Here is a 13,154-nt window from a genome sequence, read left to right as displayed (position 1 = left end):
CCGACCATGCCCAGACAGTTTTATCGAACGGGCCCCGACCATCGTGCCGGGGCACCTGTTACCTTCCTTGATGTACGCCGCCGCTTCCAGTTCCGAACCGTGGAGATTGGCCGCTGGGTAACCGAACCGGAAAAGCAGCGCAGCGCCGCCTTGTTCTACGACGCCCTGTGCGATTTGATGACCATCCTCGGCGGCACCGAAAGCCTGATCTCCCTGCGCGGCAGCCTGGCCCTGCAATACGGCATCGGCGGCCGGCCCGGCGTATCCGCCCATTACACCCCCGCCACCCGCAGCTTCGCCCTGGCCAAAAATGCCGGCCCCGGCAGCATTGCCCATGAGTGGTTCCACGCGTTTGACCACTATATTGCCGACAAGCTGTTCCCCAGCACCGCCAAAGGTGAATTTGGCTCCACACTCTGGCTAACCCGAGAAGATGCCATCGCACACCCCCTCAATGAACGCCTGCAAGCCTGCTACCGCACCATCCTGCTGGACAACACCGGTGAGCAGCCCAGCGACCTGTTCCGGCAATCCGCCAAGGCCGACAAAGCCGCCGGTGTGCATTACTACAGCCGGCCCGAAGAACTTTGCGCCCGAGCCTTCGAAGCCTTTGTTCAGGACGCCGCCGTAAAAAATGCCTTCCTGGTGAAAGGCACGAAAGAAAGCGAAGAGGCCCAGATGGGGCTTTATCCACAGGGGCCACAGCGGGAGAGCATCAATCGGGCGTTTCTTGCGTACTTTCAATCTCTGGGCCGGGCCTTGCGAAGGGTTGAGGGGAAGGATTTGAGGAGCAAAGATACATGTGAATAATTGGAGATAGACAACACCTGTCGCATAACTCTGGAACCTGCGGTCTGAAAAGCTTCTAACTCGTTGAGAAATATGGAACAGTTGAGTCTGGTGGAGTGTGGATAAGCGAACTGGGGTGTTGCATAAAAACCGACATTTGACGTTTATTTCCCGGCGCAATAATTCCAGAATCTGCTAGCTTGTTAATAAGAAAAGAAATTTTCCTGAATGACGTGGTTGGCAATGCGGAATATATGCGTTTTGCATAGATGGCATTTGTCGTTGAATTAACTGTTATATGTGCAGAGTGAGCCATGAAGACGTTGCCTGAAAAGATCCAGTGGTACAGAGAACCTGAAGGCAGGAAATGGAAGCGCGTCTGGCATTGTGTGGAATTGTCATTGATCGCGCTATCGGCCATTGCGGTCTCCCTTGTAATGCAGGTTTATGGCGATGGCACGAAAATTCAGTATCCTTTTATTTTTTTGACATTGGTAGTTTCTCTGTCAGCTGCATGTCTGGTGCCATCTGTTTATCAGGTGTCAACGTTCAAGAGATGGCAGATTCAAATTATCATCCTTGGCCTGGGTTGCAGCGTGGGTATCTCGGCGCTAGCGGCTTTCGGTATTCTGGAGCTGCAACATGCCAACATATAACCAGGCCATTAAATTCGCTCCCTTCGGTCGCCGGACGCTCGTTCCTCGCGCCGTTTATGGCGGGCGTTAAAACTAGAATCGGATAGGTGCCATGTTGACGAGATTTGCCTTTTGGAGAAGCATTACAGTACTAGCATTTTGTGCACTCCTTTCCGTTTCGCCCGCTCAAGCCGACTCGGGCAAGGAAGGTCGTAATCCAGCAGTCATGACGGGACAGGGCTTCGTTGATATGTGCTCAAAGCCCGACAACGATTCAATAGGTTTCTGTCATGGGTTCATACAAGCAGCTCACGATGCATTTTCTGACTCTCTGTGTATCCCTGCAGGCATAACCCGCGCCGATTTGGTCGGGCTGGTGCATGACTTCCTCCTTGAAGCTGAGGATGCCCGAGAGCTTTATGCAATTTCTGTGGTTGGCGCAGTATTGTCTCGTCGTTTCCCATGCTGAGCAGCGTTTTAACAAATAGTTGTAGTTCGTTCCGGGCCTGAGCGGCCCTACACCGGACGCCTACTACGCTGCGCTTCGTAGTCGCCGCTAAACAAAAGCGTTAATGGCCCGGCATTTGTAAGTTTTTGGCGGGTGCGGTGCAAAGGCCTTGGCACCGGGTTTGGCTGCAACGCTCGTTCACTCTGGTGATTGCCAAGGCCGGAAAATTCGCTGTCTGGTTTGGTTGCCACAATGGTCAGCGGATTTGGTATTCATGGCGTGCCCCAGTTGTGGGGCCGTCCGTCTCAAACGGTAATCGGGCCGGCGGCTTTTGCGTTCTGGTTCTTTTCGCCATCCGTCGAGTTGGTGCAAGCTGTCCGGGAGGGGGCATGCGGCCTTGGGCGCCAGGCTCAACTACGGTGGTGAACGGCCATTAACCAGGCGGTCAACCGGACGCCAAAAGCGTACCGCTTTTGGTTCCCTCCGCTGCGCTCCGGCGCCGGTTACCTCAGCGTTAACCCTTGTGACCAGCATCTTGCAAAACTCCGTCAATGACGTATATTGACTGTCATGTTTACCATCATCGAAACCCCTACATTTGAAGCAGATGCCAGAAAAATCTGGACTGAGGAAGAACGAAGCGCTTTCTTTGCCTGGCTTGCGGCAAGTCCGGAAATTGGTGACCCCATTCCGGGTAGCGGCGGATGTAGAAAGGTTCGTTGGTCGGTAGCGGGTTCAGGGAAGCGCGGTGGGGTGCGAGTCATTTACTTCACCAAGTTGGCAAATGGTGAGATCTGGTTATTGGTGATCTACAAGAAAGCCGTCAGGGGCAATATACCCGCTCATATCCTGAAGTCGATTCGTGAGGTATTGGAAAATGAGTGACGAGACACTAAGTGCTGAGGAGCTTGGCAACAAGTTGCTTCAGTCTGTTAAAGAAATGAAAGCGGGCAAAACTGCACGAGTCAGTCGTGTTGAGCCTAACGAGGTGGCAGAGGCTCGAGGCAAAACCGGACTGACTCAGGTCGAGTTTGCTGAGGTACTGCATATTTCCGCGCGAACCCTGCAGGAGTGGGAGCAAGGTCGACGTGAACCCTCTGGTCCAGCAAAAGCGCTCATTGAGATTGCTTCCCGTCATCCCGAGGTCATTCGAGAAGGCCTCGAGCTACGGGGTTAACAAGCGGCTGTTGTCGGACGCGCCTACGCTGCGCTCCGGCACGCCGCAAAGCCGGGCGTTATCTGTTTGGTTTGGCGTAGTTTTTTGTTGGCTGTGTGCCCATTGGTTTCAAAGCGGCGTCATAATCGCAGCAACTCGATCATCGGCATTTTTGGCAACTCCGGTGTTCGCCGCGTGGGGCAATCCGCCAATAACTCGGTTGTGATCTGCTAGTCTGAAGTTCAGGTTCGCTCACCGCATCGACTGTGGTGGATTCATCAAAGTGCATCGGCGGCTGCCGGTGCCAGGGCAGCGCAGTAGGCCGTCATGTTGTTAGCCAGGGAACAGGCATCGCAATTACCCCCAGCTAACCAGTCGCGTCAGTACGCGGCCAAAGGCCGCAGGACGCCCTTGACAGGGCGCCTCTGCGCTCAGCGTTATAAGTCGTGAGGGAGTCTGTGAAAACCACTTTACGCAGATCGTATGAACTATCAGAAAAAATGAACGAATGTCTTCGCGGGATAGTTATTCCGGGCGACGATAGCTCTTTTTTTCCAACCCTTTTTCACAATGTAGCGATTGAACATCAAAGGAGTGTGGCAGTTCTAATCGACCATCAGTTATACAGCTCGGCATGCAGCATAGTGCGGTCGCTCTTCGAGGCGTACGTACGTAAAGGGTGTTTGGTTTTCTGAGTGTGCTGAGGAAGTAGATTTCACTCGCCTACGTAAGGATAAATTTGAGAAGCCATTCTGGCAGTTGGTATCGGAGATTGACGAAGCAAAAGGCAGCGACTTGTCCCAACCGAAGAAACTGTATTGGCGCTCACTGAATAGCCTTACTCACACTGGCGCTGCACAGCTCAAGCGGAGAGTTAATCAGGATGAGATTCGGCAAAACTACGATGATGAATTCCTAAAAGAAACTTTGATGTTCTCCGATAATTACGCGTTCCTTGCCTGCGGTGAACTAGCCAAAATATCTGGTTGCACTGGTGCGCAAAGGAAATTCTTGGCCATCGCTGCAGATCGAGAATTCGCGGGTGCACTCTAGAACTTATAACCAGGCCAGGCACGTCGACGCCTTTTCCGTTGCGGCTTTGCCTCCACTACAAAGGCGCGCATGCTGGCAGCGTTATCTGTTTGGTTTGGCGTAGTTTTTTGTTGGCTGTGTGCCCATTGGTTTCAAACCGGCGTCATAATCGCAGCCAAATCGATCACCGTCATTTTCAGCAACACCGGTGTTCGCCGTGTGGGGCAATCCGCCGCTAACTCGGTTGTGATCTGCTAGTCTGAAGTTCAGGTTTGTTCACCGCATCAACAGCGGTGATTTCATCAAGGTGCATCGGCGGTTGCCGGTGCCAGGGCAGCGCAGTAGGCCGTCATGTTGTTAGCCAGGGAACAGGCATCGCAATTACCCCCAGCTAACCAGTCGCGTCAGTACGCGGCCGAAGGCCGCAGGACGCCCTTTTCATTGCGGCTGCGCCTCCATTACAAGGGCGCCTCTGCGCTTTGCGTTAACCACACTGGCAATCTGGAGAGCCGTGCATTGTGGAAGTTTGATCCAGTCATCAGGGATGCTAGCTATTATCGTCGGCGCTGGTCATTCATTAATGGTTTGTTCAGTTTCGTGTTCCTGGTTGCCGGTACGGTGGCATTCTATTTCGACAATGTGACGCTACCTGGGCGCACGGGACTCGCTGAGTTTTCGGGTAAGTGGGCCCACGGGGTAGGGGTGGCTTCCTTTTTTGTTGCTGCCTATTGGACTTATCAGTCACTAAAGGAGTATCGAGTCTCTTTGCTCATACTCATGGCCCCGTTTTTAGCTGCGGCAGCAGTGTCGGCAATTTTGCTAGCCATCAAGTATGGTTAACAAGTCGTTGTAGTACGTTCCGGGCCTGCCGGCCCTACACCGGACGCCCATTTCGCTGCGCTACATGGGCGCCGCTAAACGTTGGCGTTAGGCAGAATGAGGATCGAGGTATGGCTAAAGGTGGAAGACCCAGAAAACATGATCCGCTAGCAGATGACATATCATTCGCCATAGAAGCTATGAAAAATAAAGAGGCTATTTCGCTTCTCACCGATGTGTCTGTAGATATTCTCGATGGAGAAGGAAGAACCCCTCTAATTTACGCATCGTTTTCAGGAAACCTGGAAATCCTTCAGTGGTTGATCCATCAAGGTGCGCAACTTGATGTACAAGACAGAAATGGATTTTGTGCGCTCCATGCGGCATCTCAAAATGGCCATGTTAAGGTCTTGGAGGTGTTGCTAAGATCAGGCGCGAACCCGAACCTTACGGACGCACATGGTAATGGGCCGCTATGGACAGCAACAATAAAATCTAGAGGTGATGACTCGGTTCCTTCACTTTTGATCCATCATGGTGCGGATCCAGATCATATGAATAATGCAGGCAAGAGCCCAAAAGATGCGATGGCTCTAATAAGAAAAAACCTAAAATTGATGGCAGATCAGAGAAATAATGATCAGGCCTAACAAGTTGCTGCACGCGGAAAAATTACTCGCTGCGCTCCTAATTTTCCGGTGAGCAAAGCGTTAAAAATACAAAAAGGAGGGAGCCATGTGGTTCGTAATCGGTGGGATAGTTCTTTTGGTAGTCCTTTATGGCGTGATCAATGGCTCCCGAAACAGTGATCCTCTCAACAGGAAGTGTGCAGCGGAAATTTGCGAGTACCTTACCAGCACAGAGGAATTTGACCCTCTAGAAATTCAGGCAATTTTCAAAGAGCATGCACGCTATCAGAAGCAGGCCAATCACGTGGCATCAATGGTTCCAGCGCTCCTGATAAACGCGGGGATTCCCAAGGATGCGGCAATGCAAATTTACCCATTGGTGAAGTCTGCAGCGGCGATGCAGCCACGGTGAAATTTTTAACAAGTCAATTAAGTACGTTCCCGGCCTGACGGCCGTCCACCGGACGTCCCTGACGGGCCGCCGCTTATTTCAGCGTTAATGGCCCAGGCCGTCTTCATTTTTGGCGGGCTCAGTGCAAGGGCCTTGGCATCGGACTTGGCTGCAAAGCCGCCTGTGTTGGTGATGGCCAAGGCCGGACAGGTTGCTGTCGGGGTTGGTTGCCAAAGTCACCCGCAGCATGGTTATTCATGGCGTGCCCCAGTCGCGGGGCCGTCCAGTTCAAACAGTAATCGGGTTGGTGCGGTTTGCGTTCTGGCTCCTTTCGCCATCCGTCTGGTTGGTGCAAGCTGTTCGGGAGAGGGCATGCAGCGCTGGGTGCCAAGGGACACCTTGGTGGTGACCGGCCACTAACCAGGCGGTCAACCGGACGCCAAAAGCTTACAGCTTTTGGTTCCCTCCGCTGCGCTCCGGCGCCGGTTACCTTCGCGTTAAGTGTCCACTATGACTGTTCATTGTTGCCAAGAAATGGAACGTGCGATCGTATTGAACTGCGATCGGCACAAGGATGTATACGAGTGCCCCGATGTGCTGGTTAGCTATATCCCTAAGTTCGATGAGTACGGGCTAATCATTCATGATGGCGGTAGTTCATCTCTGCAAATAAGTTTCTGTCCTTGGTGTGGATTGAGGCTGCCCGACTCGAAGCGGGATGCTTGGTTCGACAAGTTGGAGGCATTGGGGTTCGACGATCCGTCCGAACAAAGAATACCAGAAGAGTTCAATACTGATGCGTGGTATCGCAACACTTAACAAGGCGCTGCTGTCGGACAAATTTTCCGCTGCACTCCAAATTTGCCGCAGAGCGCGGCGTTATAAATCAGGGAGTAGCCATTGATGGAATGGCGCAAGAACGAGTACCTAGTCACTGACGACAGATCCAAGGTACAACTGGAGGTTGTTCACCGATTGCTCGCCGCAACCTATTGGGGTGATCGCCGTACCAGAGAAATAGTTGATCGTATGGTTGCTGGTTCAATCTGTTTCAGTCTTTACCATGGCTCTAAACAGATTGGGTTTGGACGAGCCGTCACCGATAGCACTACGTTCACCTGGGTGGCGGATATTGTGGTTGAACCCGAATTTCGCGGCGCCGGTCTGGGTAAGTGGATTATGGAATGTTTGCTAGAGCATCCGGCCATAAAAGGAACCCAGTTGGTGTTGCAAACTCGAGATGCACAAGGGCTATACGAGCAGTTTGGGTTCTCTGAAAACAGTGCTCTCATGAGCACCAAAGTCACTGATTTATAACAAGGCCAGGCACGGCGACGTCTACTACATTGCGGCTTCGCCTCCATTTCGTAGCCGCGCATGCTGGCTGGCGTTAAATTCTGAGAGGTAGTATGGCAACGCTTTATGACAAGCCCGTCCGCACTCTGATGCATGACATGGTACGTGATGTTGCGCTAAAGCCGGATACGATAATTTCCCGAGAGCAAGTTCGCTCCTGGTTCAAGGAGAGATATCCAAAGATCAAGGATGGGACAATAGCTGCACACCTGCTCAGAATGTCGGTCAACTCCAAGAGCCGAGTACATTACGGAGCTAAGCCCGGAGAAGACGACCTGTTTTTTCAGGTTGACCCAAAGCATTTTCGTTTATACCAGTCCCGCAACGATCCGGCGCCGATTTATCCTGGGGATGATGTCGAGCAGACGGTAAAGGAAGAAGTACATGAGCTGGCAGAGGAAGGAAGCCCAGAATTTGCGTATGAAAAGGACTTGCAGAATTATCTTTCAAGAAACCTTCATCTCATAGAATCGGGGCTTACCCTGTTCGAGGACGAAGGGATCAACGGCCTTGAGTTTCCCGTAGGTGGAAGATTTATTGATATTCTGGCCACAGACTCGGATGGCAATTACGTCGTCATAGAGCTTAAAGTATCCAAAGGCTATGACAGGGTCGTCGGTCAGCTTCTCCGCTATATGGCCTGGATACGGAAGAACCAGACTGAGCCCGGACAGTCGGTCCGAGGCATTATCGTTGCTCGACATATATCAGAAGATCTGTTGCTGGCCTGCTCCGGAGTTCAGGGCATCCAGTTGTTCGAGTACGCGTTGTCGGTGAGCCTCAATGAGGCGCGGCTTCAGTAAAGGATTTAACAATACGCGTCACACGGATGCCCTTGTCTCCGCTTCGCTGCGTCAAGGTCACCGGTGCGCTCTGCGTTATGTGGTGAATTTCAGGCATACCAAGGAGATAGGTCTACATGGATGAAGAGCAGGAAGCCGCCGTAAAGGAGTTTTTTGAGGATTTTGTCACGGCCTTTTTGAGCTTTGATGGCGATCGTGTGGCCACCAAGTTTAGCCTTCCTTATATGGCTAAAGGTCCGGGCGATGTTTGCAATGTTTTCGATTCACGGCCCCAGTTGGCAGAGTATTTTCAGTCCTACCTGGATGAGTATCACTCACAAGGCTGCCGCGAATGTTGCTACTCAAACCTTGCTGTAAATCGACTTGGTTCTGAATGCGTGGTTGCCTCTGTAACCTGGAATCTGGTGGATACATCTGGCGTATCAGTCACCTCTTGGTCAGAGTCGTACATGTTGGCATTTGCAAACGGCAAAGCCGCAGCCTTTGCAACGGTAGACCACGTCGGGGAGTAGCGCATGTGCTTAGCTTCGGGCTCACATAACCAGTCAATTAAGTTCGTTCCGGCCTGCGGCCTCCACCGGACGCCCCTGTCGGGCCGCCGCTTATTTCAGCGTTAACGGCCAGGCGCTTTTGCGTTTTTGGCTGGTGCGGTGCAAAGGCCTTGGAATCAGGGTTGGCTGCAAAAACCGCTCATGCTGGTGATGGCCAAGGCCGGAAAATTCGCTGTCTGGTTTGGTTGCCACAATAGTCAGCGGTGTTGGTATTCATGGCGTGCCCCAGTTTTGGGGCCGTCCGTCTCAAACGGTAATCGGGCGGGTAGCCTTTGCTTTCTGGTTCCTTTCGCCATCCGTCGAGTTGGTGCAATCTGTCCGGGAGAGGGCATGCGGCCAGGGTGTCAGGCTCAACCACGGCGGTGAACGGCCATTAACAAGGCGGTCAACCGGACGCCAAAAGCGTACCGCTTTTGGTTCCCTCCGCTGCGCTCCGACGCCGGTTACCTCAGCGTTAGGCTCGCGAAGGAATTAGCATGGAAATTGAGGTTGATGAAAACGGTTATCCGACACTGAATCAGTTCAGTGAAGATGGATTCGTTGACTGCGTGTTAAAAGTTATCAATCGGCAAGATAGTCCAGATTATTACAAGTTTGATCTCCGCGCATCTTTCGATGGGCTTGTTCTTGGTTTTGGTGTCGAAGCTATTAAAGGAATCAAAGGTGGTTTCGATGAAGATATGAACCTTATTCAGGATCACGTATATAGAAGAGGTGTAAAGTTTTATCGGACGGGACTAGAAAGCGATAATTTGATAAATGTGCTAGCTCGTCTGTATGGATTTTCGGATGCTTCTGCCAAAATGATAAGTGAAGAAAAGTTTACAGGAATAGCTCTTCATCAAGGCGAGATCGACATGACATCCGATCCCATAAAAATTAAGTTGTTCGGCAAGGATCAGGGTGACGATCTTGAGGAAAGCTACTATGAGTCTTTTTTTAATTTAGACCTAAGAAACGGCTTCGTATTTTGGAATGAAAAAGACCAGGAGTACAGGGAGCCGTTGATTCGGGGATTGTCAGTCAGTATAGCCTAACAATTTGCTGTACTCGGACCCAACTACGCGCCGCAAGCTTGTGGTTTGCTGCGCAAACTTTACCACAAGCTTGCTCTGCTCCGTTGGGCCGGTAAGCAAGGCGTTATACATGAGAAGGAACTCAGATGAGCTTGAAAGAACACTTTGAATTACTAGCTTCCTACAACCAGTGGATGAACTCGAAGGTTTATGCGGCTGCTGGACAGCTCCCTGCGATAGATCTGGTGAAAGACCGTGGGGCGTTTTTTGGCTCCATCCTTGGAACTCTGAACCACATCCTCGTTGGCGATACCATTTGGCTCAAACGTTTTGCGACTCATCCGTCCTGCCTGAACTCATTGCGGGAGGTCGCCGACCTGCAAAGCCCAGAAAGCCTGGATCAGGTACTCTTCGAAGATATTGGTATCCTATCTGAGCAGCGAATCTGGCTGGATCGCCAGATTGTCAACTGGATAGCCGGGCTATCCGAAGGTGATTTGGATTTCGTCCTAAGCTACCGAAACACTAAGGGGGTCGCTGCCAATAAACGATATTCGAGCCTGGTGCTTCATTTCTTTAACCATCAGACTCATCACCGAGGGCAAGTCTCTACTTTGCTATCACAGGCAGGCATGGATGTCGGGGTTACTGACCTGTTGGCTCAGATTCCGGAGGAAGCTCATGCATAACCAGGCCAGGCACGGCGACGCCTACTGCATTGCGGCTTCGCCTTCATTTCGTAGCCGCGCATGCTGGCGGCGTTACATGCCTATGAAACTTATAACTTTTATATTTTTATCAATGTTTTGCAGCGTCGTTTCCGCTGAGGATTGCCTGGAGCCCTTTTCCCAGCAGCATGAGGCTGTCACGATAACTCCAGATTCTGACCCAGCTTCCGGTATGTATCATGTCAGGGTGCCTCGGGAATTTGATGGCATGGAGTTAAGACTTTTGATCTTGTCGGCTACGATGAAAGAGGCAAAGGAGCGCAAGGAAATATCTCTGCCGCTGGCGATCAAAACGCGTGGAGAGCTCACCGGTAGTTTTTTTTATATGTCGAGCAACTGGCTCAACGTCCGTGTAGCTGCCAAGTATGGCGAGGGTTTGTGTACCGAGCTTGTAGCCGAGTTCAGCATGTAACAAATCAATCAAGTACGTTCCCGGCCTGACGGCCGTCCACCGGACGCCCCTGTCGGGTCGCCGCTTATTTTTGGCGTTAGCTGGTAGTGCCTCGGGTCCTTTTGGGTGGTTTTGTGCCATCGGGCCTTGGCCGAAAACTAACAGCAAAACCGAGATTTTTGGGGTTTCGCCAAGGCCGTCATAACTCGCAGTCTTGCTGGCAGCTCAATCGGAATATTAGGTAGGTATAAAATTCAGTGTTTGCCGTGCGGGGCAATCCGCCAAAAATTCCGTCCGGCTCTGCTACTCTGAAGTTCAGGTTCGTTCACCGCATCGTATGCGGTGGTTTTAATCACGGTGCATCGGCAGGTGTTGGTGCCAGGGCTGCGGTGCAGGTCGTCATGTTGGTTGCCAGGGAATGGTCTTCAAAGTTACCCCCAGCTAACCAGTCGCTTAAGTACGTTCCGGCCTTCGGCCTCCACCGGACGCCCTTGTCAGGGCGCCGCTTAGCTTCGCGTTATTGGCCCAGGCCGTCGCCATTTTTGGCGGGCTCCGTGCAAAGGCCTTGGCATCGGGTTTGGCTGCAAAGCCGCTTATGTCGATGATGGCCAAGGCCGGAAAAGTTGCTGTCCGGGTTGGTTGCCAACATCACACGCAGCATAGTTATTCATGGCGTGCCCCAGTCGCGGGGCCGTCCAGTTCAAATGGTAATCGGGTTGGTGCGGTTTGCGTTCTGGTTCCTTTCGCCATCCGTTGAGTTGGTGCAAGCTGTTCGGGAGAGGGCATGCAGCATTGGGTGCGGGGGAAACCTTGGTGGTGACCGGCCACTAACCAGCCGGTCAACCGGACGCCAAAAGCGTACCGCTTTTGGTTCCCTCCGCTGGCGCTCCGGCGCCGGTTACCTCAGCGTTAGGTGGTTTGTATGCGCGACTATGATCAGGCCGAAACTCAATTCCTCGCTCGTCTCAGGCAGAAAGGAATCTACGAGCCGGTTCAATGGTTGCCCTACGATGATTTCGCTCTTTTCGGGCGGACGCTTGTTATCAGGAACGGTGTCGAGCAGCTAGGCAGTAGGGATATAGGCATCGCTTTCTCGTTATTGGAGAATAGCGAGTGCACCTTTGCTTTGGTGGCGGTCAAAGAACGAGCGTATTGCACACTCCTGATGGATACATTCGGCACAAAAAATGAGTCCGAATATGATGACTCACTGAACGTCTACTTTTTATCAGAGAGCTATTTCAATGGCCACGTCCGTGTTGCGAGTAATGCTGGTGAGTGGCTGTGGAGCAAATACATTCTAGAGCGGTTTAACCGTCCACTGAGTAGTCTAGACTATGCCTTTAGTCGGAGTCAGGCTGTTGTCACCACCTAACCAACCGCGTCAGTACGCGGCCGATGGCCGCCGGACGTCCCTGACGGGCCGCCGCTGCGCTCCGCGTTATGCACTAAGGAGGAAACATGATTTCAGATATGGAAAGGAAGCTTGCGAAGCAGGTAATAGAGCTGCATGACGGGAAGAGTTTTGCTCTCTTGCAGGAAATGTCGGCCCCATCACTTCGCGAAGAGAGCGACGGTACTATTACTGAACATGCCTACATTTCATCGTGCGAAAGCATTCAACATGAACTGGGAGAGTTGAGTGAGGTTGAGTTTATAGATTGCCTTCGAAGAGCTGGTTCCCAGCTTACCCTTTGGAAGGCGAAATACTCTGCCAGTGAGGATGAAGTTTTTTGGGCCGTTGGTTTTGATGCCGCAACGCACAAAGTTAAAGATGTTCTCGTAAACTGGTAAATGCATAACAAATCATTCCAGTACGTTCCGGCCCTGACGGGCCTCCACCGGACGGCCTTTTCTCCGCTTCGCTACGCAAAGGCCGCCGCTGAATTTTGGCGTTAAAACTAGAATCGGATAGGTGCCATGTTGACGAGATTTGCCTTTTGGAGAAGCATTACAGTACTAGCATTTTGTGCACTCCTTTCCGTTTCGCCCGCTCAAGCCGACTCGGGCAAGGAAGGTCGTAATCCAGCAGTCATGACGGGACAGGGCTTCGTTGATATGTGCTCAAAGCCCGACAACGATTCAATAGGTTTCTGTCATGGGTTCATACAAGCAGCTCACGATGCATTTTCTGACTCTCTGTGTATCCCTGCAGGCATAACCCGCGCCGATTTGGTCGGGCTGGTGCATGACTTCCTCCTTGAAGCTGAGGATGCCCGAGAGCTTTATGCAATTTCTGTGGTTGGCGCAGTATTGTCTCGTCGTTTCCCATGCTGAGCAGCGTTTTAACAAATAGTTGTAGTTCGTTCCGGGCCTGAGCGGCCCTACACCGGACGCCTACTACGCTGCGCTTCGTAGTCGCCGCTAAACAAAAGCGTTATACACAAGGAATGTTCATAGATCATGCCAA

19 protein-coding genes and 1 pseudogene are annotated in these 13,154 nt (G+C 52.0%); all 20 read left to right on the top strand.

All coding sequences use genetic code 11. The annotated features are described in order from the left end of the window. Positions 1 to 6: 6 nt before the first annotated feature. The 20 genes and pseudogenes from FIV08_RS19370 to FIV08_RS20010 all read left to right on the top strand — a co-directional run bounded on the left by FIV08_RS19370 (position 7) and on the right by FIV08_RS20010 (position 13,021). On the top strand, positions 7 to 810 hold the full coding sequence (locus FIV08_RS19370) for a CLCA_X family protein (protein WP_152439513.1): 804 nt from the start codon (positions 7 to 9) through the stop codon (positions 808 to 810). A 293-nt stretch (positions 811 to 1,103) separates the two neighbouring features. Next, positions 1,104 to 1,445, top strand: coding sequence for a hypothetical protein (locus FIV08_RS19365; protein WP_152438177.1), 342 nt, complete (start codon positions 1,104 to 1,106; stop codon positions 1,443 to 1,445). Positions 1,446 to 1,536: 91 nt separating this feature from the next. Continuing rightward, on the top strand, positions 1,537 to 1,893 hold the full coding sequence (locus tag FIV08_RS20030; protein ID WP_152480533.1) for a Rap1a/Tai family immunity protein: 357 nt from the start codon (positions 1,537 to 1,539) through the stop codon (positions 1,891 to 1,893). 549 nt (positions 1,894 to 2,442) lie between these two features. Continuing rightward, the gene (locus tag FIV08_RS19360) at positions 2,443 to 2,757 is read left to right on the top strand and encodes a hypothetical protein (RefSeq protein WP_054641851.1); all 315 of its coding nucleotides are present in this window, start codon (positions 2,443 to 2,445) and stop codon (positions 2,755 to 2,757) included. After that, a complete protein-coding gene (locus tag FIV08_RS19355; RefSeq protein ID WP_062373489.1) occupies positions 2,750 to 3,049 on the top strand; it encodes a helix-turn-helix domain-containing protein in 300 nt (99 codons plus the stop codon). Before FIV08_RS19360 ends, FIV08_RS19355 begins: the two co-directional genes overlap by 8 nt. Before the next feature lie 479 nt (positions 3,050 to 3,528). Further along, the gene (locus FIV08_RS20025; protein WP_416376926.1) at positions 3,529 to 3,723 is read left to right on the top strand and encodes a DUF6988 family protein; all 195 of its coding nucleotides are present in this window, start codon (positions 3,529 to 3,531) and stop codon (positions 3,721 to 3,723) included. Continuing rightward, a pseudogene (locus FIV08_RS20020) lies at positions 3,722 to 4,081 on the top strand (DUF6988 family protein); the annotation flags it as partial. The gene FIV08_RS20025 and the pseudogene FIV08_RS20020, both read left to right, overlap by 2 nt. Positions 4,082 to 4,411: 330 nt before the next feature. Further along, complete coding sequence (locus FIV08_RS19345) at positions 4,412 to 4,900, top strand: hypothetical protein (protein WP_152439512.1); 489 nt, start codon at positions 4,412 to 4,414, stop codon at positions 4,898 to 4,900. A gap of 110 nt (positions 4,901 to 5,010) precedes the next feature. Beyond that, entirely contained in the window at positions 5,011 to 5,529 is a 519-nt protein-coding gene (locus FIV08_RS19340) for an ankyrin repeat domain-containing protein (RefSeq protein ID WP_152439511.1), read from the top strand. Between the two features lie 85 nt (positions 5,530 to 5,614). Continuing rightward, the gene (locus tag FIV08_RS19335) at positions 5,615 to 5,920 is read left to right on the top strand and encodes a hypothetical protein (RefSeq protein WP_152439510.1); all 306 of its coding nucleotides are present in this window, start codon (positions 5,615 to 5,617) and stop codon (positions 5,918 to 5,920) included. A 489-nt stretch (positions 5,921 to 6,409) separates the two neighbouring features. Beyond that, positions 6,410 to 6,718 carry a DUF6980 family protein gene (locus FIV08_RS20015; RefSeq protein ID WP_152439509.1) on the top strand — a complete coding sequence of 103 codons (309 nt, stop codon included), beginning with the start codon at positions 6,410 to 6,412 and terminating at the stop codon, positions 6,716 to 6,718. Positions 6,719 to 6,802: 84 nt separating this feature from the next. Beyond that, the gene (locus FIV08_RS19325) at positions 6,803 to 7,216 is read left to right on the top strand and encodes a GNAT family N-acetyltransferase (RefSeq protein WP_152439508.1); all 414 of its coding nucleotides are present in this window, start codon (positions 6,803 to 6,805) and stop codon (positions 7,214 to 7,216) included. A 92-nt stretch (positions 7,217 to 7,308) separates the two neighbouring features. Then, positions 7,309 to 8,058, top strand: coding sequence for an endonuclease NucS domain-containing protein (locus FIV08_RS19320; protein WP_152439507.1), 750 nt, complete (start codon positions 7,309 to 7,311; stop codon positions 8,056 to 8,058). Between the two features lie 116 nt (positions 8,059 to 8,174). Then, positions 8,175 to 8,570, top strand: a complete 396-nt coding sequence (locus FIV08_RS19315) for a hypothetical protein (protein WP_152439506.1) — start codon at positions 8,175 to 8,177, stop codon at positions 8,568 to 8,570. A gap of 515 nt (positions 8,571 to 9,085) precedes the next feature. Beyond that, the gene (locus tag FIV08_RS19780) at positions 9,086 to 9,646 is read left to right on the top strand and encodes a hypothetical protein (RefSeq protein WP_216646160.1); all 561 of its coding nucleotides are present in this window, start codon (positions 9,086 to 9,088) and stop codon (positions 9,644 to 9,646) included. Between the two features lie 125 nt (positions 9,647 to 9,771). Next, a complete protein-coding gene (locus tag FIV08_RS19305; protein WP_152439505.1) occupies positions 9,772 to 10,314 on the top strand; it encodes a DinB family protein in 543 nt (180 codons plus the stop codon). Continuing rightward, positions 10,307 to 10,765: a hypothetical protein gene (locus tag FIV08_RS19300; RefSeq protein ID WP_152439504.1), complete on the top strand. Its 459-nt coding sequence runs from the start codon at positions 10,307 to 10,309 to the stop codon at positions 10,763 to 10,765. Before FIV08_RS19305 ends, FIV08_RS19300 begins: the two co-directional genes overlap by 8 nt. Before the next feature lie 901 nt (positions 10,766 to 11,666). Beyond that, entirely contained in the window at positions 11,667 to 12,119 is a 453-nt protein-coding gene (locus FIV08_RS19295) for a hypothetical protein (RefSeq protein ID WP_152438356.1), read from the top strand. A gap of 86 nt (positions 12,120 to 12,205) precedes the next feature. Next, positions 12,206 to 12,538 carry a hypothetical protein gene (locus FIV08_RS19290; protein ID WP_152438364.1) on the top strand — a complete coding sequence of 111 codons (333 nt, stop codon included), beginning with the start codon at positions 12,206 to 12,208 and terminating at the stop codon, positions 12,536 to 12,538. Between the two features lie 126 nt (positions 12,539 to 12,664). Further along, complete coding sequence (locus FIV08_RS20010; protein ID WP_152480533.1) at positions 12,665 to 13,021, top strand: Rap1a/Tai family immunity protein; 357 nt, start codon at positions 12,665 to 12,667, stop codon at positions 13,019 to 13,021. Positions 13,022 to 13,154 lie beyond the last annotated feature (133 nt).

Source organism: Marinobacter sp. THAF197a, from assembly GCF_009363275.1.
Taxonomy (GTDB): Bacteria; Pseudomonadota; Gammaproteobacteria; order Pseudomonadales; family Oleiphilaceae; genus Marinobacter.
This window is presented reverse-complemented; position numbering and strand designations above follow the sequence as displayed.